Origin of the sequence: Halomonas sp. THAF5a (assembly GCF_009363755.1) — a bacterium.
Classification (GTDB): domain Bacteria; phylum Pseudomonadota; class Gammaproteobacteria; order Pseudomonadales; family Halomonadaceae; genus Halomonas.
Genome location: NZ_CP045417.1, coordinates 1,351,583 through 1,374,801, shown reverse-complemented (window position 1 = coordinate 1,374,801; position 23,219 = coordinate 1,351,583). Strand labels below are relative to the sequence as shown.

Annotated in this window: 17 protein-coding genes; 2 read left to right on the top strand and 15 right to left on the bottom strand. The window is 69.3% G+C overall.

Annotation, left to right across the window (positions count from 1 at the left end; genetic code table 11):
• Window positions 1-2: 2 nt before the first annotated feature.
• The 6 genes from FIU83_RS06135 to FIU83_RS06110 form a co-directional block, all read right to left on the bottom strand.
• Entirely contained in the window at window positions 3-1,019 is a 1,017-nt protein-coding gene (locus FIU83_RS06135; protein WP_152483230.1) for an ArsJ-associated glyceraldehyde-3-phosphate dehydrogenase, read from the bottom strand.
• A gap of 148 nt (window positions 1,020-1,167) precedes the next feature.
• Window positions 1,168-2,010, bottom strand: coding sequence for a phosphate ABC transporter ATP-binding protein PstB (gene pstB / locus FIU83_RS06130; protein WP_152483229.1), 843 nt, complete (start codon window positions 2,008-2,010; stop codon window positions 1,168-1,170).
• Between the two features lie 26 nt (window positions 2,011-2,036).
• A complete protein-coding gene (gene pstA, locus FIU83_RS06125; RefSeq protein ID WP_152483228.1) occupies window positions 2,037-3,203 on the bottom strand; it encodes a phosphate ABC transporter permease PstA in 1,167 nt (388 codons plus the stop codon).
• Window positions 3,204-3,221: 18 nt separating this feature from the next.
• Entirely contained in the window at window positions 3,222-4,478 is a 1,257-nt protein-coding gene (gene pstC, locus FIU83_RS06120) for a phosphate ABC transporter permease subunit PstC (RefSeq protein ID WP_152483227.1), read from the bottom strand.
• Between the two features lie 107 nt (window positions 4,479-4,585).
• Window positions 4,586-5,596, bottom strand: coding sequence for a substrate-binding domain-containing protein (locus FIU83_RS06115; RefSeq protein ID WP_152483226.1), 1,011 nt, complete (start codon window positions 5,594-5,596; stop codon window positions 4,586-4,588).
• Window positions 5,597-5,713: 117 nt separating this feature from the next.
• Window positions 5,714-6,913: a Bcr/CflA family multidrug efflux MFS transporter gene (locus tag FIU83_RS06110; RefSeq protein ID WP_152485271.1), complete on the bottom strand. Its 1,200-nt coding sequence runs from the start codon at window positions 6,911-6,913 to the stop codon at window positions 5,714-5,716.
• Window positions 6,914-7,073: 160 nt separating this feature from the next.
• Here FIU83_RS06110 and tal point away from each other — a divergent pair, with 160 nt between their 5' ends.
• Window positions 7,074-8,012, top strand: a complete 939-nt coding sequence (tal, locus tag FIU83_RS06105; RefSeq protein WP_152483225.1) for a transaldolase — start codon at window positions 7,074-7,076, stop codon at window positions 8,010-8,012.
• Between the two features lie 116 nt (window positions 8,013-8,128).
• Here the strand turns inward: tal and FIU83_RS06100 are convergent, their stop codons facing one another.
• The 9 genes from FIU83_RS06100 to FIU83_RS06060 all read right to left on the bottom strand — a co-directional run bounded on the left by FIU83_RS06100 (window position 8,129) and on the right by FIU83_RS06060 (window position 20,969).
• On the bottom strand, window positions 8,129-8,638 hold the full coding sequence (locus FIU83_RS06100) for an STAS domain-containing protein (protein ID WP_152483224.1): 510 nt from the start codon (window positions 8,636-8,638) through the stop codon (window positions 8,129-8,131).
• Complete coding sequence (locus FIU83_RS06095; RefSeq protein WP_152483223.1) at window positions 8,625-9,839, bottom strand: PP2C family protein-serine/threonine phosphatase; 1,215 nt, start codon at window positions 9,837-9,839, stop codon at window positions 8,625-8,627. The genes FIU83_RS06100 and FIU83_RS06095 overlap by 14 nt, the downstream gene beginning before the upstream one ends.
• Window positions 9,840-9,851: 12 nt before the next feature.
• Window positions 9,852-10,619 (bottom strand): VacJ family lipoprotein, encoded by a 768-nt coding sequence (locus FIU83_RS06090; protein WP_152483222.1) that lies wholly within the window; start codon window positions 10,617-10,619, stop codon window positions 9,852-9,854.
• Between the two features lie 65 nt (window positions 10,620-10,684).
• Entirely contained in the window at window positions 10,685-11,806 is a 1,122-nt protein-coding gene (locus FIU83_RS06085) for a beta-ketoacyl-ACP synthase III (protein WP_152483221.1), read from the bottom strand.
• Window positions 11,803-15,828: an ATP-dependent RNA helicase HrpA gene (gene hrpA, locus FIU83_RS06080; protein WP_301538572.1), complete on the bottom strand. Its 4,026-nt coding sequence runs from the start codon at window positions 15,826-15,828 to the stop codon at window positions 11,803-11,805. Before hrpA ends, FIU83_RS06085 begins: the two co-directional genes overlap by 4 nt.
• A gap of 216 nt (window positions 15,829-16,044) precedes the next feature.
• A complete protein-coding gene (locus FIU83_RS06075; protein WP_152483219.1) occupies window positions 16,045-17,721 on the bottom strand; it encodes an AMP-binding protein in 1,677 nt (558 codons plus the stop codon).
• Between the two features lie 132 nt (window positions 17,722-17,853).
• Entirely contained in the window at window positions 17,854-18,642 is a 789-nt protein-coding gene (locus tag FIU83_RS06070; RefSeq protein WP_152483218.1) for a class II glutamine amidotransferase, read from the bottom strand.
• A complete protein-coding gene (locus FIU83_RS06065) occupies window positions 18,635-20,476 on the bottom strand; it encodes a VWA domain-containing protein (protein ID WP_152483217.1) in 1,842 nt (613 codons plus the stop codon). Before FIU83_RS06065 ends, FIU83_RS06070 begins: the two co-directional genes overlap by 8 nt.
• Window positions 20,477-20,531: 55 nt before the next feature.
• On the bottom strand, window positions 20,532-20,969 hold the full coding sequence (locus FIU83_RS06060; protein WP_152483216.1) for a hypothetical protein: 438 nt from the start codon (window positions 20,967-20,969) through the stop codon (window positions 20,532-20,534).
• Between the two features lie 71 nt (window positions 20,970-21,040).
• On the opposite strand from FIU83_RS06060, the gene FIU83_RS06055 reads away from it, so the two are divergent.
• Window positions 21,041-23,146, top strand: a complete 2,106-nt coding sequence (locus tag FIU83_RS06055; protein WP_152483215.1) for a S9 family peptidase — start codon at window positions 21,041-21,043, stop codon at window positions 23,144-23,146.
• Window positions 23,147-23,219: the final 73 nt, after the last annotated feature.

Genomic DNA, 23,219 nt, shown 5'->3' with positions numbered 1-23,219 from the left:
CCTCAGCCACGGGCCACCTTCAGCGCCAGCTCCGCGGTGCGGTTGGCGTAGCCCCACTCGTTGTCGTACCAGGCATAGAGCTTCACCTGGGTGCCGTTCACCACCATGGTCGAGAGCGCATCGATGATCGAGCTGCGCGGATCGGTGCGGTAGTCGATGGAGACCAGCGGGCGCGCCTCATAGCCGAGGATGCCGGCGAGCTCGCCCTCGGCGGCGGCCGAGAGCGCCGCATTGACCTCCTCCCCGGTGACCTCCCTTTCCAACTCGAAGACCATGTCGGTCAGCGAGGCGTTGGCCAGCGGCACGCGGACGGCATGGCCGTTCAGCTTGCCCTCGAGCTCCGGGAAGATGGCGGTGATCGCCTTGGCCGAGCCGGTGGTGGTCGGGATCAGGCTCATGCCACAGGCCCGCGCACGACGCAGGTCCTTGTGGGGGGCATCGAGGATCGTCTGGGTATTGGTGATGTCGTGCACCGTGGTCATGGAGCCATGGCGGATGCCGAAGGTCTCGTGGATCACCTTGACCACCGGGGCCAGGCAGTTGGTGGTGCAGCTCGCCGCGGTGACGATGCGATGCCGCTCGGGCCGGTACTGATCGTCGTTGACGCCCATCACCACGTTGAGCACGTCCGGCTCCTTGACCGGCGCGCTGACCACCACCCGGTCGACGCCCTGGTCGAGGTAGGCCTGCAGCTTGTCCCGGGTCTTGTGCTTTCCAGAGCACTCGATGACCACCGCACAGCCAGCCCAGTCGCCGTCACTCGGCGCCTGATGACCACTGAAGGCGATGCGTTGCCCGTCGATGACGATCGCCTCCTCCTCGGCGCGGATGCCCTCCCCCGGCGACCAGTGGCCGTGCACCGAGTCGAACTCCAGCAGGTGGGCGAAGGTGGCGGCGTCGCCGCCCGGGTCGTTGAGGCGTGCGATGACAACCTCGCCGGCCTCGACGCGCGGCCACAGGCTGCGCAGCGCGAGACGGCCGATGCGGCCGAAGCCGTTGATACCGATGGACAGGGTCATGGGGCGCTCTCCTGGTCGTGAACAATGTCGTCGCCAATATATACGACAAACCATATATATTCGAGATCGATGACACCTCGATGACAGCCACAAACGACGACGGGGAGGCCAGTGGCCTCCCCGTCGAACCGTCACGCGCGCGCGGCCATCAGCCGTAGCGGCCGGTGATGTAGTCCTCGGCCTTCTTGGTGGCCGGGTTGGAGAACATCGTCTTGGTGTCGTTGTACTCGATGATCTCGCCGAGATGGAAGAAGGCGGTGTAGTCGGCGACCCGCGCCGCCTGCTGCATGTTGTGGGTCACGGTGATGATGGTGAACTGCTGCTTGAGCTTGTCCATCAGGTCCTCGATGGTCGCCGTGGAGATCGGGTCCAGGGCCGAGGTCGGCTCGTCCATCAGGATCACGTCGGGCTGCACGGCGATCGCCCGGGCGATGCACAGGCGCTGCTGCTGGCCGCCGGAGAGCGAGGTCCCGGGCTGGTGCAGCTTGTCCTTGACCTCCTCCCAGAGGCCGGCATCGCGCAGGGCCCGCTCCACCAGCTCGTCCTGGTCCGACTTGCGGCTCACCAGGTCGTGCATGCGCGGGGCGTAGGCGATGTTCTCGTAGATCGACTTGGGGAAGGGGTTGGGCTTCTGGAAGACCATCCCCACCCGGCGACGCAGGGCCACCTCGTCCATCTTCGCCTGGTTGACGTCGCGCCCGTCCATCTCCACCAGCCCCTCGATGCGCACGCTCGGGATCAGGTCGTTCATGCGGTTGAGGCAGCGCAGGAAGGTCGACTTGCCGCAGCCGGACGGCCCGATCAGCGCGGTGACGTTCTTCTGGAAGAGGTCGATGTTGAGCCCCTTGAGCGCCTGGCTGTCGCCATACCAGAGGCTGAGGTCACGCACGCGGATGCTCAGGTCGTGGCAGGCGTCGTCGTTGCGGGTATGGGGCTGCCCCAGCTCGGGGTCAGCACCGCCAGTGTGGCGGGGAACAGCTTGGATGTTCATGTCGAAGTTCTCCATGGCGCGCGGGCTTACCAGCGACGCTCGAATTTCTTGCGCAGGATGACGGCGGTGGCGTTGAGGAAGATCAGGATCGCCAGCAGGACCAGGATACCGCCCGCGGTCTTCTCGACGAATGCCTTCTCGGGCTCACCCGCCCAGGTGAAGACCTGCGCCGGCAGCACGGTGGCGGCCTCGGTCAGGGAAGCCGAGACGTCGGGGATGAAGGCCACCATGCCGACGATGATCAGCGGCGCGGTCTCGCCCATGGCCTGGGCCAGGCCGATGATCGAGCCGGTCATGATGCCGGGCATGGCCAGCGGCAGCACGTGGTCGCGCACGACCTGCCAGCGCGAGCAGCCGACCCCGAAGGCGGCGTGGCGGATGGAGTCCGGCACGCTGCGCAGCGCCGTGCGGGTGGCGATGATGATCACCGGCAGGGTCATCAGCGCCAGCGTCATGCCGCCCACCAGCGGTGAGGAGCGCGGCACCCCGAAGAAGTTGATGAAGATCGCCAGGCCCAGCAGACCGAACAGGATCGAGGGGATCGCCGCCAGGTTGTTGATGTTGATCTCGATGGCCTGGGTGAAGCGGTTGTCCGGCGCGAACTCCTCCAGGTAGACCGCCGTCATCACCCCGATGGGGAAAGCGATGGCCAGCGTCACCAGCATGGTCATCACCGTACCCACCGCGGCGGAGAGGATGCCCGAGGCCTCCGGCATCTTGGAGTCGCCGGTGGTAAAGAAGGTGGTATTGAACCTCAGCTCGACGCGCCCCTCGGCCGCCAGCTCGTCGATCAGGGCCTGCTGGGCCTCGTTCAGCTTGTGGCGATGCCCCTTGAGGTACTGGTCGACCTCACCGTCGGCGAGCACCCAGCGGGTCTCGGTGGTACCCAGCAGCGCGGGATTCTCGCGGATCTGCACCGGGATCAGGCGCTCGAAGGTGCGGCTGACCAGACGCGACACCTCAGGATCCAGGGCGGCACGCCCCATGCGGCTTGCATCCTCGTTGTAGTCGATCTCCACCTGGATCTGCGCCTGCTGGAAGGCCGGCAGGCCCTTGCCCAGCATGTCGGAGAAGAACCACAGGAGGAACAGGCCGGCCAGCCCCAGGGCGCCCATGGAGATCCACTTGAGTCGCGCCGAGCGGCGGTGGCGCTTGCGCAACTGGGTGCTGATCTCGTCGAAGGTTTGACTCATCTCGGCGATTCCTCGGCGTTACAGGTTGTTGACGCGATACTTCTCGCGGAAGCGACGGATCATCAGCACCGACACCAGGTTCAGGCTGAGGGTGACGGCGAAGAGCACCAGGCCCAGGGCGAAGGCGGAGAGGGTCTCGGCACTCTCGAACTCCAGGTCGCCGGTGAGCGCGGCGACGATGCGCACCGTCACGGTGGTCATGTCCTCCAGCGGGTTGGCGGTGAGGTTGGGCCGCATGCCCGCCGCCATCACCACGATCATGGTCTCCCCCAGGGCGCGGGAGACCGCCAGCAGCGACGCGGAGATGATCCCCGGCAGCGCCGCCGGAATGACCACGTCGCGGATGGTCTCGCCCCGGGTCATGCCCAGCGCCAGCGAGCCCTGGCGCATGCTGTCCGGCACCGAGTTGATGACGTCGTCGGAGAGCGAGGAGATGAAGGGGATGATCATGATGCCCATCACGATGCCCGGCGCCACGGCGTTGTTGAAGGCGGCGTCCAGGCCGAAGAAGTTGGCGATGGAGACGATGATCGGCGCCACGGTGATGGCGGCGAAGAAGCCGTAGACCACGGTGGGGATGCCGGCCAGCACCTCGAGGGTCGGCTTGGCCAGGGTGCGCACCTTCGGGGGAGCGAACTCGGCCATATAGATCGCCGCCAGCAGGCCGATGGGGATCGCGACCAGCATGGCGATGGCGGTAATCATGAAGGTGCCGGCGAACAGCGGCACCGAGCCGAACTGCGCGGCGCTGGCGCCCTCCTCGGCGCGACCGGCGGCGGCCAGGAAGCTGGCGCCGGGGTTCCAGACCGTGCCGGTAATGAACTCCCAGAAGCTGTGCATCTGGAAGAAGCGCAGCGCCTCGAAGACGATCGAGATCAGGATACCGAAGGTGGTCAGGATGGAGATCAGGGCCGCGGCCTTGAGCACCCAGCGGATCACCCGCTCGATCGCCTGGCGCGCGTGGAAGTCGGGCCTCACCTGGCGCATGCCCACCATCAGCCCGAGGGCGGCTACCACCAGGCTGCCGGCCAGGAGGTAGAGGGTAGGAATCTGGGCGCCGAGCAACAGCATCACGAAGGCGCCCACCGCGCCGACCGTGACGGCGGGTCCGGCGGTGGCGAGCACGGCGAACCAGGCGTACTGGTCCGGCTGCGCTTGCATGGCCGTGCCGCTGGCGCGCACACGCGCAGCCTTGGCACGGCCCAGGAAGAAGGCTATCAGACCCAGCAGCAGCAGCACGCCGCTGAACAGTGGAAGGAGTTGATCGGTCTGCATAGGGCTCTCTCGATGGCTTTCATCGACAGCCAGGCTGTCGGAACGTGCAGCGGCCGGCAGCCGAGGGGCTGCCGGCCGGGTCAGGCATCCGTGCCCGATGGGGTCCCTTACAGATCGGAGACCTGCAGCTTGGCGCGATCGGCGACCTTGTCGCGGGTCTGCTCGCGCTCGGCTTCCGGCAGCGGGATCAGGCCCAGGTCACCCAGGTAGCCGCCCTCGCCGATCATGGTCTCGGAGACGAACATGTCGACGTAGTCGTACAGCGGCGGCACGGCCTCGGCGTGCTGGTTCTTGACGTAGAACCACAGCGAGCGAGCGATCGGGTAGTCGCCGGAGCTGATCGCCTCGGGCTCGGCCTCGACGCCGCCGATGGTGGCAGCGACCAGCGCGTTGGGGTTCTCGACCAGGAAAGAGTAGCCGAAGATGCCGAAGGACTCGGTGTCCTCGGTGAGGCGCTGGACGATCAGGTTGTCATTCTCGCCGGCGTCGATGTAGGCGCCGTCGGCACGAATCTCGGTGTAGGCCTCGTCGCCATAGGCGTCCATCTCCTCGGAGGCGGCTTCCATCACCAGCTCCTCGAAGGCATCACGGGTGCCGGAGGTACTGGGCGGGCCGTAGACGGAGATCTCGCGATCCGGCAGGGCGGCGTCGATGTCGCTCCACTTCTGGTAGGGGTTGTCGACCAGCTCGCCGTCGACCGGCACCTTGGCGGCCACGGCCAGGAACAGCTGCTCGAGGGTCAGGTCGACGCCCTCGTTGGTGCTGGACTGGGCGAAGACGATGCCGTCGGAGCCGATCTTGACCTCGGTGACGTCGGTCACGCCGTTCTCGATGCAGCGCTCCACCTCGGAGGCCTTGATGCGGCGCGAGGCATTGGTGATGTCAGGAGTACCCTCACCCACGCCGTTGCAGAACAGGCGGAGGCCGCCGCCGGAGCCGGTGGACTCGATTACCGGGGTCGGGTACTCGGTCACCGCGCCGAACTCCTCGGTCACGTAGCTGGCGAACGGGTAGACGGTGCTGGAGCCGACGATGCGGATCTGATCGCGGGCGTGAGCCACGGTGGCCACGCCCATGACGGCGGCGGCGATGGCGGTGGTCTTGAGGATGCGGTTCATGGAGCGATCTCCTGTCGAGAAAGGGATTCATCCTTCGCGACACACACATTGCCCCAGGAAAGTGACAGCTTCATGACAGCCAGCAGGGTGACGTCATCGGCGCCACCCCGCCGCCGCTCAGGCGGCGGTCGTGGCCTCCCGACCGGCACGCCCGGCGAGCCCCCGCAGGGCCAGGTTGCCGGCCAGCGACACCGCCAGCATGGTCGTCACCATGGGCCAGGCGCTGTCGATCTCGAAGCCGCTCACCACCACCCCCGCGAGCGCCCCGCAGCTGAACTGAATGCTGCCCAGCAGCGCCGTGGCCGTGGCGCTCATGTGGCTGAAGTGCTCGAGCAGCGAGGCGATGGCGTTGGGCGTGATCAGGCCGACCATGCCCATGAACAGCATGATCAGCGGCACCACGGTCAAAAGCGAGTCCTGGCCGGAGGCCACCAGCAGGGTCAGGCAGCAGGCCACACCGAACTGGACGCCGAGGCCGAGGCGCATGTTCTGCTGGGGGGTGCGGCGGCGCAGCAGGCGAATGTTCAGCCGGTTCGACGCCGCCATGACGACCACGTTGGCGCCGAAGACCACCGGATAGATCGCCGGCGACACGCCGTAGTGGCTGATATAGAGGAACGGCGAGGCGGTGATGAAGGCGAACATGCCGGAGAAGGTCGCGGCCACAGCGAGCACGTAGCCCATCCCCTCGCGATGGCGCAGCACGCTGGCGTAGTTGCGCAGCACCTGGCGCGGCGAGGCCGCCGGGGCGTCCGGTGCGCGGGTCTCGGGCAGCTTGGTGCCCATCAGCCAGAGCAGGAAGGCCGCGTAGACCGCCAGGAAGACGAAGATCAGCCACCAGTCGGCCAGGTAGAGCAGCCCGCTGCCCACCGCCGGCGCCGCCAGCGGCGCCAGCATCATGATCATCGCCATCGTCGACATCACCTTGGCCGCCTCGCGGCCCTGGAAGCAGTCGCGCACGATGGCCGCGGAGTTGACCACGCAGGCGCCACCGCCCAGCGCCTGTACCAGGCGCCAGCCGAGCAGCTCGCCGAGGCTGCCCACCGTGGCCAGCATCAGGCTGGCCAGCAGGAAGACCACCAGGCCGCTGAGCAGGACCGGCTTGCGGCCCAGCCGGTCGGAGAGCGGGCCGCCGGTGAGCTGGCCCAGGGCGAAGCCGGCCAGGAAGGTGCTGATCGACAGCTCGGTGTGATGGATACTCTCCCCCACGGCCTCGGCCAGGGCCGGCATGGCCGGCAGGTAGGCATCGATGGCGAAGGGAGCCAAAGCGGTATTGGCGGCGACCAGCAGGGCCACCCGCCGGGAATCCAGGGTCAACAAGGCGCCTCCCACAGGGCTCTTGGCAGAGTAAGGAGTGGATCGCGACAAAAGATAGAGAGCTAATGATAACCCAAAAGCCGCTCTCTGGCCCGACCGCCTATATTCGTCCTGGCCGCCTTGCTAGAGTGAACGCCATCACAACCGGAGGGACCCCACCATGGCAGACGACCTGCTTTCACAACTCAAGACCATGACCACCGTGGTGGCCGACACCGGCGATCTCGACGCGATCCGCCGCTTCGAGCCGACCGATGCCACCACCAATCCCTCGCTGATCCTGCAGGCGGCCCAGCACGAGGGGCGCCGCGCGCGGCTGGCCGAGATCGCCCGCCACGCCACGGACGTCGATGATGCGCTGGACACCGTGGCCGTCGAGATCGGCAGCGAGATCAGCGCCCTGGTGCCCGGCTACGTCTCCACCGAGGTCAGCGCGCGGCTCTCCTTCGATACCGACGCCACCCTCGCGCGGGCCCGGGCGCTGATCGAGCGCTACGGCCGTCACGGGGTCGGCCCCGAGCGGATCCTGATCAAGGTCGCGGCCACCTGGGAGGGGATCCGCGCCGCCCGGATCCTCGAGCGCGAGGGCATCCACACCAACCTGACCCTGCTGTTCAGCTTCGCCCAGGCCCAGGCCTGCGCCGATGCCGGCGCGACCCTAGTCTCCCCCTTCGTGGGGCGCATCCTCGACTGGCACAAGGCCCAGGATCCCGAGGCCGATTTCGCCGGCGACCGCGATCCGGGCGTGCAGTCGGTCAAGCGCATCTACGAGCACTTCAAGGGCCACGGCTATGACACCATCGTGATGGGCGCCAGCTTCCGCAACAGCGGCGAGATCCTCGCCCTGTCGGGCTGCGACCGGCTGACCATCTCCCCGGCGCTGCTGGAGGAACTGGCCGGCACGAGCGGTACGCTGACGCGCCGGCTGACGCCGCTGGACGCGGAGACCCGCGCGCCGGAGCCGCAGGATGAGGCCGAGTTCCGCTGGGCGATGAACGAGGACGCCATGGCCACCGAGAAGCTCGCCGAGGGCATCCGCAAGTTCATGGCCGACCAGCGCAAGCTGGAGGCGCTGCTGGCGGAGCTCCGCCAGGGCTGAGGGACCTCGAGACGCCGGGCCGCGCAGGAGACCCTGGGAGGGCACGGAGCCCGGGAGGCGTAGCGAAACCGACGTGAGACGCGCCCGATGCCGGCATCGGGCGCAGGGCGGCCGGTTTAGGAGCCGTGGGAGGCGGCCTGCTGGGCCTCGAGCATCTCCACCAGCGGCTGGAACTCCTCGCGATTGTGCTCGTTGAGGCGCATCAGGATGCGGTGCGCCTCGAGCACCCGCTGGCGGGTCTCCTCCACGTCGGTGGGGATCTCGGGCAGGTCGCGGAGGTCGCGAGCCTCGGTGATCGGCGACTCCACCAGGGTGAAGATTCGCGAGAACCCCATGACGTCCAGCATGCGCTGGACGTCGGGATTGTCGGCGATGATGGTCGGCGGTTCGCTGACGCGCCCCTGCACCGCCATGGCCACCTTGGCCAGAAAACCCAGGGCGGTGGAATCCACGTTGGTGGTGTCTCTCAGATCGATGATCAGCGTCTCGAGCCCCGGCGTCTCGGCGAGCTGCTGGGCCTGGCGGTCCAGGGTCGCGCAGAGGGTCAGGCGCACGTCCCCGCATAGCTTGAGGACGAAGACACCCGATGCGAATGCTGCCTTGATGCGGCCCTCATGATTTATCATTGCCAAATCCGCTCAACACCATGATCGTCAGGTCGTCCGGCAGCTCCTCATGCCCTGGAGCGCTATGGGCCACGACTTCATCATCGTCGGCCAGGTGCGCCAGCGCAAGACTGCCACGCAGATCCTCCAGCGTCGCGCTGGCCAGGACCCGCCGCTCGAGCTCCCTGAGCCGCCCTTCCAGGGTCTCCCCCGGAAGGCACTCCAGTATTCCATCCGAACAGAGCCACAGCCGAAAGTTCTCCGGCAGCGGACACCCCAGGCTCGGGTAGTCGACCCCGGGAAAGAGCCCGACCGGCATCCCCTCGCCGGGCAGCACCTGAACCTCGCCATCGGCCACCAGCAGCGGCATGGGGAGCTGGGCGCCGAGAGAATAGTGGAGATATCGGCGCCGGTGGTCAATCACCCCGACGAACAAGGTGGCGTGCTTGCCGATGCCGGCGTCCAGCAGCTCGCGATTGAGCGCCGCCAGCCAGCGCGGCGCCAGTCGCTCGGGATGTTCGCCATCCCACTCCTGCCGCCAGCGATTGGAGAGGTACTTCAGCAGCACGGTGACGAAGGCCGAGGAGGCCCCGTGACCCGAGACGTCGGCGAAGTAGAAGAGGCTGTAGCGCTCGTCGAAGGCCTGGAAGTCGAGGAAGTCCCCGGAGAGGTAGAGCGAGGGCGCCAGCCAGTAGTCGAAGGTCACATCCTGCAGCGTCTGGGGGCGAGGCGGCAGCAGCTTGCGCTGGATCTGGCCGCCGGCCTGCTGATCGAGACGCAGCATCGCCAGGTGGGTCTCGAGGCTCTCGTTGAGCTCCTCGAGGTTCTCGTTGAGATGGGCCAGCCTCGCCCGGTCGCGCTCCCGCTCGGCGGCCAGCCGATGCACCTCGATGGCCTTGACGATCATGCGCCGCAGGAGCGAGCCGTGGCGCAGCGGGTCGATGATGTAGTCCACCAGCCCCGCCTCCACCGCCTTCAGCAGGTCGGCATCCTGGCGATTGTCGCTGACCACCAGGGTCGGCAGCCGCTCGGCCAGGCGCTCCCAGTCGGCGCGGGACACCGCCCGGGCGTGGGCGACGATGAGCGCCGTCTCCGGCGGCAGTTCCTCGATCCCGGAGGCGGCGTACACCGCCAGGTCGTCACGGGCGATGGTCCGCGCCAGAGCGTCGCGCTCCGGCCCCGGGACATCGATCACTCCGATCAGTTGCTTGGCTGGTGGCATTCGGTCATGGCCTCACTCGGCGAAGGCGTCGTCGAAATCCGCCCCGTCGAAGTCGAACTCGTCGCTGGCGAAGGGATCCTCGTCCAGCTGGCCGTCGTTGACCTCGAAGCGACGCTGCTGCAGGTAGGCATCGCGGATGAAGCTGTAGCGATCGCCGCGGATCAGCGCTTCCTGGTCGAGCAGCCCGGCCCGGGTATCGATCACGTCGAGGGCGCGCAGTCCGTAGCGAACCGCGTCGTCTTCCACGTAGGTGACCGGATCGGTGGCCCTGTCCACCGGCAGCCCCGCGGTGTCGCGCACCGTGCTCGGCCCCAGCAGCGGCAGCACCAGGTAGGCCCCCTCCCCCACGCCCCAGGCGCCGAGGGTCTGGCCGAAGTCCTCCTCGCGGCCGGTGATGTCCATTCGCGTGGCGACGTCGAAGAGCCCGCCGATGCCGACGGTGGTATTGATCAAGAAGCGCCCGGTGGCCACGCTGGCGTTGGTGCCCTTGCCCTGCAGCAGGCTGTTCAGGGTGGTGCGGATCTCGCCGAGGTTGGAGAAGAAATTGCCCACGCCCGTCTCCACGGGATCCGGCGTGATGAAGCGATAGCCCTGGGCGGCCGGCTTGAGGGCGTAGCGATCGACCACCTCGTTGAAGGCGAAGACCTTGCGGTTGAAGCCCTCCCAGGGATCGTCGGGATGGCGCTCGTGAAGCTCGCCGCTGCTGGCGCAGCCGGTCAGCACCGCCAGCGACACCAGCAGGGCCCCGCGCCCCATCCACCGGGCCATCATGCCGCTCATCGTTCCTTGCCTCTCATGTCCATTCATCGGGCACTATCGCCTCCCTGCGGTTGTTGTCTTGACGCTCACTGGCGACGCACCACCACGCTGCCGGCACTGTAGCCCGCGCCGAAGGAACAGACCACCCCGAGCGCCTCCGGCGCGAGGTCGTGGCGGTGGAGGTGGAAGGCGATGATCGAGCCGGCCGAGCTGGTGTTGGCGTAGCGATCGAGGATGATCGGCGCCTGATCCGGCTCCGGCGCGTGGCCCAGCACGCGCCGGGCGATCAGGTCGTTCATGTGCCGGTTCGCCTGGTGCAGCCATAGCCGTGACAGGTCGTCGCCGGCGAGTTCCAGGCTCGCCAGGTGATCGGTGATCAGCGCCGACACCAGCGGGCAGACCTCCTTGAAGACGCGCCGCCCTTCCTGGACGAAGAGCCGGTCTACGGCCAGCGGGTCGCTGTCGGTGACGCGGTCGAGGAAGCCGGCGTTGTTGCGGATGGCGTTGGAGAAGCGGGTCACGAGGCGGGTGCCGAGGATCTCGAAGCGCGCCTCGGCCGTCGCCACCTCGTCGCTCTCCAGCACCAGGGCGGTGCAGGCATCGCCGAAGATGAAGTGGCTGTCGCGGTCGCGGAAGTTGAGGTGGGCCGAGCAGATCTCGGGATTGACGATCAGGGCACGGCGCACGCCGCCGCCGCGGATGGCGTTGGCGGCGGTCTCGAGGGCGAAGGTCGCCGAGCTGCAGGCGACGTTCATGTCGAAGGCATAGCCGCCGGCACCCAGCGCCGCCTGCAGCTCCACGGCCACCGCCGGATAGGGGCGCTCCAGGTTGGAGCAGGCGACGATCAGAAGGTCGATCTCCCCGGCCGCCACGCCCGCCGCGTCCAGCGCCTGACGGGCCGCATCCAGGCCCATCTCGCACTGGTAGGAGGGCGCGTCATTGCCCCGAGGGGCCAGGCGCGGGCGCATGCGCTCGGGATCGAGGATCCCCTCGGCGTCCATCACGTAGCGGCTGTGGATCCCCGACGCCTTGACGATGAACTCGGTGCTGGAGTGCAGCAGCGCCTCCCGCTCCCCGGCGGCGATGGCCTCGGCATGGCGCGCATTCTCGGCGTCCACCCAGGCATTGAAGGCGGCCACCAGGGCCGCGTTGTCGATGGACTGCTCCGGGGTATAGAGTCCCGTGCCGGTGATAACGGCCTGTGTCATGCGCTTCTCCCTGTGAGTTCGGCCCAGCGTTTCTCGAGGCGCTTGGCGGACACCGGGAACTTCGTGCCCAGCTGCTGGGCGAAGAGCGAGACGCGCAGCTCCTCGATCCACCAGGCAAACGCCACCAGCGCCGGGTCCTCCACCCCGCCGCGCCGCTCGCTCTCGCGGCGGGCCGACAGGCGGGCCTCGAAGTCCTGGACCTCCTGCATCTGCATCTGGTCGCGCATGCGCTCCCGCGGCGCCTTCTCCAGACGGATCAACGCCGCCTCCATGTAGCGAGGGTACTCCTCGAGCCATTCGCCGGCCTCGCTGACGAAGCCGGGGTGCACCAGGCGCTGCATCTGCGCCTTGAGGTCACTGTACACCAGCGCCAGGGCCAGGTTGAGATTGCCCTTGAGCGCCTTGGTCACCGCCAGGTGGCCCTGGAGCGCCTGCTCGAGGGTCGCCACCAGGGTCTCGGCGCGGGGCAGCAGGGCATCGCCGGTGGCCTCCAGCCGGGCCTGGAGCTCGCCCTGGGAGCGCGGCAGCGGGTCGACGGCCACCACCTGGCGGAAGACCGCCGCCACCACGTCGTCGATCAGCGCTCGCTTGCTGCCCACCTTGGCGAACAGCAGCGCACAGGTGGCAAGCCCCTTGAGCCGCTCGATGGCGCGAGCCTGGTCGGGCCGCTGCTCCATGGCCGCCCGCACCACGCCGTCGCGATGCGCCTCGCGGGCCTTGTCGGGATGATCGAAGAGCTCGACCCGGAAGGCCTCCTGGGCGGGCACCAGGGCGGGATAGGCCTCCACCCGGATACCGGCCTGGGTGGTGACCCGGGACTCGGGCAGCGGCGTCTCGGGCAGGGCGGCAAGTTCGCCCGCGTCGCTCGCCTGCTCGGCCAGGGCCCGGGCGCCCTCCCCCGCGGCCGCCTCGAAGCGGCGCTCCAGCTCGCGGGCGTCGCGCCCCTGGCCCAGGGTCTCGCCCTGGTGGTCGACCACCCGCAGGTTCATCACCAGGTGGGGCTCCAGGGCCTCGAGGTTCCAGTCGTCGGGGTGCAGGCGCACGCCGGTCTTGCGACGCAGGAACTCGCCCAGCGCCTCGGTGAGCGGGATGTCGTCCGGGGTCATCGCCTCCAGCGCGGCGTCGACCCAGTCGGGGATCGGCACCACCTGGCGTCGGATCGCCTTGGGCAGCGACTTCATCAGGGCGATGCACTTCTCGCGCAGCAGGCCCGGTACCAGCCACTCCAGCCGCGCCAGGGGCAGCTGGGGCAGCATGGCGGCCGGCACGGTGAGGGTCACGCCGTCGTCCTGGGCGCCGGGCTCGAAGTGGTAGGCGAGCGGGTAGCGCACGCCGTTGAGCGTGAGCTCGTCGGGGTAGTCGGCCTGGGTGACCTCGCCGGCCTCGCGGGCCAGCAGGGCCGCGCGGTCGAACTTGAGGATGCCGGGATCCTCGGCCTCGGCCTTCTTGCGCCAGGCCTCGAAGCCCTTGCCGTTGACGATCTCGGCGGGGAGGCGCTCGTCGTAGAAGGCGAAGAGGGTCTCCTCGTCGACCAGGATATCGCGCTTGCGGGCGCGGTCCTCGAGGTCCTCAACCTCCTCGACCAGCGCCCGGTTGTGGGCGAAGAAGTCGCCGCGGGTCTTGAACTCCCCCTCGACCAGCGCCCGGCGGATGAAGAGCTCTCGCGATGCCACCGGGTCGATCGGGCCGAAGTGGACCCGGCGCCCGGTGACGATGGGCAGGCCGAAGAGCGTGACCTGCTCGGTGGCCACCACCTGGGCACGCTTCATCTCCCAATGGGGCTCGGCGTAGGAGCGCTTCACCAGATGCCCGGCCAGCGGCTCGATCCACTGGGGCTCGATCCGCGCCGCGGTGCGGGCGAAGAGCTTGGTCGTCTCCACCAGCTCGAAGGCCATCAGCCACTTGGGCGACTTCTTGGCGAGCCCCGACCCCGGATGGACGACGAACTTGCGGTTGCGCGCCCCCAGGTACTCGCGGTTCTCGGTAAGCAGGCCGAGATTCGAGAGCAGCCCGGTGAGCAGCGCCTGGTGCAGGGCGACCGCGCGCTTGCGGCCGGCCTCGCGGCGCGCCTTCTCGTCGCCCTCCTCCTGGGCCACGACGGGCGCCGGCGGCGGCACCTCGATCTCCATGTCGCGCAGCAGCTGGCGCAGCTGGCGGAAGGTGTCATGCCACTCGCGCAGGCGCAGGTAGTTGAGGTAGTGATCCTTGCACCAGCGGCGCAGGCGATTGCCGGAGAGCTCCTCCCGGGCGGCCTCGAAGCCGTGCCAGAGGTTGAGCAGCGCGACGAAGTCGGAGTCCGGGTCGTGCCAGCGGCGATGGGCCTGGTCGGCGGCCTGACGCTTGTCGGCCGGGCGGTCGCGGGGGTCCTGGACCGCCAGGCCGGCGACCACGATCAGCACCTCGCGCAGGCTCCCCTGCTCGGCGCCGGCCAGCACCATCCGCGCCAGGCGCGGATCGATGGGCAGCCGGGCGAGCTTGCGCCCGAGCGGGGTCAGGCGGTTGCCGCCGTCCACCGCGCCCAGCTCGAAGAGCAGCCGGAAGCCGTCGGTGATGAAGCGGGAATCCGGCGGGTCGACGAAGGGGAAGGCCGCGATGTCGCCGAGCTTCAGCGACAGCATCGAGAGGATCACCGAGGCCAGGTTGGTGCGGCGGATCTCGGGATCGGTGAATTCGGGACGGGCGAGGAAGTCCTCCTCGTCATAGAGGCGGATGCACAGACCCTCGGCCACCCGACCGCAGCGGCCCTTGCGCTGGTTGGCGCTGGCCTGACTGACCGGCTCCACCGGCAGGCGCTGGATCTTGGCCTTGTAGCTGTAGCGGCTGATGCGCACCAGGCCCGGGTCGATGACGTAACGGATGCCCGGCACCGTCAGCGAGGTCTCGGCGACGTTGGTAGAGAGCACGATGCGCCGGCCCGCGTGGGAGGCGAAGACGCGGTTCTGCTCGGCGTTGGAGAGCCGCGCATAGAGCGGCAGGATCTCGGTGCCGCGCAGGTCGGCCCGACGCAGGGTATCGGCGGTCTCGCGGATCTCGCGCTCGCCGGGCAGGAAGACCAGGATGTCCCGCGGCCCGTGGAACCAGCCCTTCTCGCGCTCGACCCGCTCGATCTCTTCCACGGCGTGGAGGATCCCCTCCTGCAGGGTGCGGTCCTCCTCGTCGTCGTCATCGCGCACCAGAGGGCGGTAGCGCACCTCCACCGGGTAGGTGCGTCCGGAGACCTCGACCACCGGCGCCGGACGCGGCGTGCCGCCCTCGCCCGCCAGGGCGAAGTGTTCGGCGAAGCGCTCGACGTCGATGGTCGCCGAGGTGATGATCACCTTGAGGTCGGGCCGGCGGGCGGTGAGCCGCTTGAGGTAGCCGAGCAGGAAGTCGATGTTGAGGCTGCGCTCGTGGGCCTCGTCGATGATGATCGCCTCGTAGCGGCTGAGGTCGGGGTCGTGGCGGGTCTCGGCGAGCAGGATGCCGTCGGTCATCAGCTTGACCAGCGTCTCGTCGCTGCTCTGGTCGGTGAAGCGCACCTGGTAGCCGACCTGTTCGCCCAGCGGCACCGCCAGCTCCTCGGCCAGGCGCGTGGCCACCGAGCGCGCCGCCAGTCGCCGCGGCTGGGTGTGGCCGATCAGCCCGCGCCGCCCCAGGCCCAGCTCCAGGCAGAGCTTGGGCAGCTGGGTGGTCTTGCCCGAGCCGGTCTCGCCGGCGACCACGACCACCTGGTGCTCCTCGAGGGCGGCGAGGATATCCTCGCGGCGCTCCACCACCGGCAGCTCGGCCGGGTAGTCGAGGGTGACCGGGCGCGCCCGGCGCCGCTCGACGAGGCCGCGGGAGCGTTCCACGGCGCGGCGCACCTCGGCGAGACCTCGATCGACGGGCTTGCCGTCCTTCAGGCGGCGGCGCAGGCCGCGCAGGCGTTTCTCGAGGCCTGCGACGTCACGGCGCATGACGTCATCGAGGTCACGGGTCAGGGCGTCTAGCGCGGCGGCGTCCTCGGCCTTCGCGGCGGGGGGCTGGCGGGTCTCGGTGGTCACGGTATCGACGGTCGGCTCCGGGTCACGGTCGGCGAAAAGGGGCCCGCCCGGGGGGGCCGGGCGGCCTCGCATTATAACGTCGCGGCCTCGACCGCGCCTAATCGGGGCCGTCGACCCGGGATCACACCCCGGCGCTCTCCTCCTCCTCGTCACGCAGCTGGCGACGCAGCACCTTGCTGAACGTGACAGCGTCTTGGGCAGCGCGGGCTGCCGGCATCACGCACCGGCGCTCTCCTGCTCCTCGTCACGCAGCTGGCGACGCAGCACCTTGCCCACGTTCGTCTTGGGAAGCTCGTCGCGGAACGCCACGAAGCGCGGCACCTTGTAGCCGGCGAGCTCCTTCTTGCACCAGGCCCGCAGGGTCTCGGCGTCGAGGCTCTCGTCGCGGGCGACCACGAACAGCTTGATGGCCTCGCCGCTGGTCTCGTCCGGCACCCCTACCGCCGCGGACTCCACCACGCCGGGATGGGCGGCCACGACATCCTCGATCTCGTTGGGATACACGTTGAAGCCCGAGACCAGGATCATGTCCTTCTTGCGATCGACGATGCGAATGTAGCCATCGGGCTGCAACACGGCGATGTCGCCGGTGTGGAACCAGCCCTGGTCGTCGATCGACCGTGCGGTCTCATCGTCGCGATTCCAGTAGCCCTTCATCACCTGGGGCCCGCGCACGCAGAGTTCCCCGGCCGCATCGTAGGGGGCGTCCCGGCCGTCGGCGTCCAGCACCTTGACCTCGGTACCGGCCACCGGCTTGCCGATGGTCCCCAGCTGGATGGCATCCACGGGATTGAAGCTGACGATGGGCGAGGTCTCGGTCAGGCCGTAGCCCTCGGCCACCTGACAGCCGGTGACCTCCTCCCAGCGGCTGGCCGCGGTCCGGGTCAGGGCCATGCCACCGGAGATGGTCAGGTGCAGCCGCGAGAAGTCGAGACCTCGAAAGTCCTCGCGGTTGCATAGCGCGTTGAAGAGCGTATTGAGGCCGATGAAGCCGGTGAAGCGTATCTGCTTGAGCGTCTTGACGAAGCCGTCGAGGTCGCGGGGGTTGGGGATCAGCACCGAGTGGTTGCCGGTCTCCATCATGAACAGGCAGTTCACCGTGAAGGTGTAGATGTGATAGACCGGCAACGGCGCGATGATGGTCTCGTCGCCCTCGCCCAGGGCCGGGCCAATCGCCTGACGCGCCTGCAGCATGTTGGCCACCAGGTTGCGGTGGGTCAGCATGGCGCCCTTGGCAAGCCCCGTGGTGCCGCCGGTGTACTGCAGGGCAGCGATGTCGTCGGGACCACGACTCACCTCACGGTGGGCCTGACGGCCGCCCACCGCCAGCGCACGGCGGAAGGGCGTGGCACCGGGCAGCGAGAAGGCCGGCACCAGCTTCTTGACGTGCTTGACCACGGCATTGATCAGCGGCCGCTTGGGAAAGGGGTGCAGGTCGCCGAGCTCGGTCACCACCACCTGATCGATCTCGGTCTGCTCGAGGATGTGCTCCAGCTTGGCGGCCATGTTGGCCAGGATGACGATGGCGCGAACCCCGGCATCCTTGAACTGGTGCGCCATCTCGCGCTCGGTATAGAGCGGATTGGTGTTGACGACCACCAGGCCCGCCCGCAACGCGCCGAACACCGCCACCGGGAACTGCAGAACGTTAGGCAGCTGGATGGCGATGCGATCGCCGGGCTCGAGGTCGGTCTCCTGCTGCAGCCAGGCCGCGAAGTGGCCGGAGAGGCGGTCGAGCTCGGCATAGCTCAGCACCCGCCCCATGCAGCTGAAGGCCGGCTTGTCGCCGAAGCGCGCTACCGAGGCGTGGAAGACGTCCATCACCGACGCGTAGTCGTCGAGATTCTCCAGCGGCTGGCCGGTCAGGATGGCGGGCGTGGCGTTATCGCTCATGGGCTCTCTCCATGCGGCGGCCAATGTCGGTATCGGCCTTTATTGTTATCCTCGCGCGGCTCTCCACGCGCGGTTTCGTCTTCAGGCACCTTATACCAGCGGCTCGACGGCTGTAAAACAACCGATTGAAACTTACGTTTTATAGCGCGCCTGGATGACACCTCCCTGCCACACCAGCAGCTCGCCCGGCTCCATGCGCACCCACTCCTCGTTGTCGGTGAGCGGCTCGGTGGCGATCACCGAGACCACGTCATCGGGGGTGGTGTGCTCGGCGAAGTTCACCGTCAGCTCGGCGTCCGACAGGCTCGCCCGACCGAAGGGCGCCCGACGGGTGATGTGGGCCAGCTTGGTGGAGCAGAAGGTATAGAGGTACTCGCCGTCGGCCAGCAGCAGGTTGAACACCCCCAGGCCGCGCAGCCGCTCGCAGAGCCCGTGCAGCCTCGACCAGAGGGCCTCGCGCTGCGCCTCGTCGGCGGGCGGCTCGGGGAAGGCGCCGCGCAGCTCGCCGAGCAGCCAGCAGAAGGCGTGCTCGCTGTCGGTGCCGCCCACCGGACGGTAGAAGGAGTGCGGCAGTGCCTGCCAGTCGGCCAACTGACCGTTGTGCGCATAGCACCAGGGACGCCCCCACATCTCGCGCACGAAGGGGTGGGTGTTGGCCAGGCGCACCTGGCCGACGTTGGCCTGGCGGATATGGCTGATGACGATGTTCGACTTGATGGGATAGTCGCAGATCAGCCGGGCGATGGGCGAGTGCACCGAGGGGTGGGGGTCGCGAAAGTCGCGGTAGCCGCCCTCCTCGTAGAAGGCGATGCCCCAGCCGTCGCGATGCGGGCCGGTCCCGCCGCCCCGGTGCAGGAAGCCGGTAAAGCTGAAGCAGATATCCGTGGGCACATTGGCACTCATGCCCAGAAGCTCACACATGGGGTTCCTCCCGGCGTGGCAGGCGCCGCGCCTGGCGGCGCCGAATCAGGAAAATGACCATCAGCCCCAGGGCGAGCACCGCGAGCACGCCCCACAGGCGCGGGTCGCGACGGTGCGTCTGCCAGAGCGCCTGAACGCCCGGCCAGCCCGCCTGCCAGAGGTCCCGGGCCGTCTCGGGCATCCGGTTGACCAGTTCGACGAAGCGGTCGGCGGCCTGCTCGGCCGAACTCTCGGGCGGCGGCGGGGGGACCTCTCCCTGCTCGTCGGACGTCTCGATCGCCAGCGTCGGGCCGGCCACGTCGGCCACCCCGATGCCGAGGCGGCCCTCGGGATAGAGCACCAGGCGCGGCAGGGAGAGCGTCTGGCGCTCGCCGTCGAGCTCGACGGTGGCCTCCAGCAGCAGCGGCAGGGAGAGCGAGGGGTCGAGCTCGGGCAGCGCGAGATGCCAGCGCCGCTCCCCCACCGGCTCGGCCGCGAGGCGCTCGCCCTGCAGCTCGCCGTGGATCTCGGTGTTGTTGCGATGAAGGGCCGGGTGCTCGGCGGCCAGCACCACCCGCCCGGCCCGGGGACGGTGCACCGCCCCGATGGCCGGCAGCACGTTCACGGCCTGGGTGCGCTGCCGCTTGAGCGCCTCGCTCTCGGCGCGGATCACCAGGTGGGCGTTGCCGGTCAGCGCCGGCGCCGGCAGTCGCCCGCGATAGCGTCCCGCCTCGGGCTCGAGCACGACGCGGGACTGCACCTTGCCCTCGGCGTCCTGGAGCGCCACCGACAGCGTCAGGTCCTCCCCCCCCTCGAAGGGTCCGCCGTCGTGGGTGATCCATGCCTCCACCGGCACGTCGAAGCCAAGGTAGAGGGTGGTCGGCAGGTTGGCGGTGCGCAGGTGCAGCGGCGAGGCGACGTTGATGCGGCTCTCCTCGCCCACGGCGCCCTCCAGGAGCCACTCGCCGGCCTCGGGGTCCGGCACCCGGATCAGGTCGAAGCGTGACTCCGCCTGCCAGCGGACGTCCCCCGACGCATCGTCGGCACGGTAGCGCGCGCCATCCGGGGCGATCAGGGTCAGGGGGGCGTCATCGGGCTCATGGAAGATCAGCGCGGAGAAGGTCTCTACGCCGCCGTCGATGACGAAGCGCCCCTCGTCCAGGGGCACCTGGTCGGCGGGAAAGATCCGCTCGACGATGTCCAGGAAGGCACCCAGCAGGCCCTCGGGGCTCTCGGCCAGGGCCGCCAGTCCGCCGGTGGACTGGGCCAGGCGCTCCACCAGGGCCAGGTCGGCCTGGTCGGAGAAGGCGATGGCATGCACCGCGACGCCCTGGTCGGCGAGCTCGGCCGCTCGCTCCTCGACCAGCCGGCGCCGCGAGGCCCGGTCGACCTCGGGCTTGGCGCCCCGGCCCGGGGGCAGGTCGATCATGCCGTCGGTCAGCAGCACCAGGTGGCGCCAGCCGTCGGCCTCACCGCGGGAGGCGGCGTCGAGCGCGGCCTCGATGTCGGTGTACTGCTGGTAGGCCTGAAGCGCCGGCGGCAGGGCCAGGGCCTGCTCGCGCCAGGCCGCATCCACCTCGCCCAGCGGCAGGGGATTGTCGACCGTCTCGCCGAAGGTCCACACGCCCGCCCGTGCGCCGCTCGGCAGCAGCGCCACCAGCAGGTCCAGGGCACTGACGGCGAGCCGCTCGGGATCGTTGTCGCGCATGCTGCCGGAGGCATCGACCACCACCCGGACGTCGGGGCGCTCCTCGTGGGGCTGGGCCCAGAGCGGGCCGGCCACGAGCCACAGGGCCATGCCCGCGGCCAGCGCCCGAGGCAGCCAGCCGATGCGTTCCTTGCCGTACCCGCTCATCGAAGCTCCTTGGCCGGTCGTTGCCGACACGCCCGTCGGTCGTATGAGGCGCCCGTCAGCCGAGCACCGGCTCCTGGCGTTCGCCGCTGCCGCGACCGCCGGAGGCGGCGGGCGCGTCTTCGTCCATATCCACGACCTCATCCTGGCCGCGGGTGCGACCGCGCCACCACAACAGCAGCCCCAGCAGGGCGCCCACGCCGGCGCCCACCACGACCAGCAGGGCCACCGGCAGGAAGGTCTCGCGGTTGTTCTCGAGGAAGGCCACGGCCGCGACCATCACGGCGGGAGCGAACCCGCTGTAGAATTCCCCCTCGTCGAGCAGGGGCAGGCGGAAATGGGACGGTGTCCACATCAGGCCGGCCACCGCCCAGGTGATCACCAGCCGCGGCAAGCGCGGCAGAAACCCCAGCCCCAGGTAGCCGGTGAGCAGCACCACCAGCGACAACACGACATAGACCAGCCATAGTAGGGGCATCGAATCCGACATCAGCATCACGACCTCGCGAGTTGTGCGTCGTCGACGCACGTTCTTGAAAACACACTGAGTATGGTACATCCCGCGCCATGAAAGCACAGCCGCCACGTGACAAGGCCCCGACCCTCCCCGCCGACGATCCTGCAGTCCGCTTCCGCCACGCCGACGATCCGGCCTGGCACTGGCTGGAGAACCGCGACACCCCGGAGGTCAGCGCCTTCCTGGAGGCCGCCAACGAGGAGTCGGATCGCTGGTTCGCTCCGCTGGACGACCTGGTGGAGCGGCTCTATCACGGCCACCTGGCGCGTCGTGAGCTCGCCGTGAGCGGGCTCAGGACGCCGCTCGATCACTACACGGTGTGGAGCGAGACCGCGGCCAACGCCGATTACCCCGTCTGGTGGCGTCACCCCAACGGCCGGCCCGAGGCCGCCGAGGCCTTCCTCGACCTGGAGGCCCGGGCCGCCGCGCACGATTTCCTGGAGCTCGGCGACATGGCCCTCTCCCCGGACGAGGCCTGGCTGGCCTGGACCGAGGACACCCGCGGCGACGAGACCTACACGCTCTACCTCAAGCGGCTGCCGGACGGCGAGCCCGCGGTGCTGCTCGAGGAGATCGGCCCCGAGATCGGCTGGGCCGAGGATAACGCCACCCTGCTGTTCACCCGCTTCGACGCCACCCAGCGCCCGGAGAGCATCTGGCGCCTGCCGGTCGCCGACGGCCGGGCCGGGGAGCCGGCGCTGATCCTGCGCGAGGCCGACCCGGAGTTCTGGCTGGGTCTGGGCAAGACCCGCTCCCGGGAGTGGCTGATCCTGGAGAGCGCCTCCAAGGACACCAGCGAGAGCCACCTGATCCCCGCCCGCGCCCCGGCGACGCCGCCCCGCTGCTTTCGCGCCCGCGAGACCGGCGTGGAGTATGCGGTGGACCATCGCCCCGGCCACTTCTACGTCCTGCATAACCGCCAGGCAACCCACTTCCGACTGGATCGGGTCGCGGAACGCCTGTGGCAGAGTGGCGAACCGGAGCACGACTGGCAGCCGCTGATCGATCACCGCGACGAGGCGACCCTGGAGGGCGTCGACGCCTTCGCCTGGGGGCTGGTGCTCACCGAGCGCGACCACCACGAGGCCCAGGTACACCTGCGGGTGCTCGAGCTGGATGCCGACCACGCCCCCACCCGGGACGAGCGCCTGCCGCTGCCGGAGCGGCCCTGCAGCCTGGCGCTGGGCGACGCGCCGCACTTCGCCGACCGGCGCCTGCGGCTGCGCGAGGAATCCTTCACCCTGCCGGTGACCTGGATCGAGCTCGACCTGGACAGCGGCGAGCGGCGCGTGCTCAAGCGCCAGCCGGTCCACGGCGACCTGCCCCCCGAGCAGCTGGCCTGCGAGCGGATCTGGGCGACCTCCCACGACGGCGAACGCGTGCCCGTGTCGGTGGTCAGACGGGCCGACCTCTCCGGCCACCCCCTGCCCACCCTGCTCTACGGCTACGGGGCTTACGGCGAGGGGCTCGATCCCTGGTTCTCGGTGGCCCGCCTGGAGCTGCTGGCACGCGGGGCGGCCTTCGCCGTGGCCCACGTGCGCGGCGGTGGCGATCGCGGCGAGCCCTGGTACCTGGCCGGCAAGCTCGAGCACAAGGCCAACAGCTTCCACGACTTCCTCGCCGCCCGCGACGCCCTGGTCGAGAAGGGGCTAAGCGACGGTGAGCGCATCGCCGCCTACGGCGCCAGCGCCGGCGGCCTGCTGGTCGGCGCCAGCCTCAACCTGGCCCCCGACGCCTTCTGCGCGGCGGTGCTCGACGTGCCCTTCGTCGACGTGCTGCGCACCATGGAGAACCCCGACCTGCCCCTGACCACCGCGGAGTACACCGAGTGGGGCGATCCCCGCGAGCCCGAGGCGCGCCGGCGGATCCGCGACTACTCGCCGCTGGACAACCTCTCGGCCCGGCCCTGGCCGGCGATCTTCCTCCAGGGAAGCTGGCACGACACCCGGGTGCCCTACTGGGAGCCGGCCAAGCTCTATGCGCGCCTCAAGGCGCTCACGCCTGCGCCGCGCCTCCAGGCACACCCCATCCTGCTGAGGACCGACCTGTCCGCCGGCCACGGCGGCGCCTCGGGACGCTTCAAGGCCTGGCACGACAACGCCCGCCAGGATGCCTTTCTCCTCTGGGCGCTGGGCCTCGCGGGCCGGGAGGCCTGACGCCTCGCGACACCCGCCCATACGGCAGGGACCCGGCCGAGGCCGGGTCCCTGTCACACCTGTCCGCCGCAAC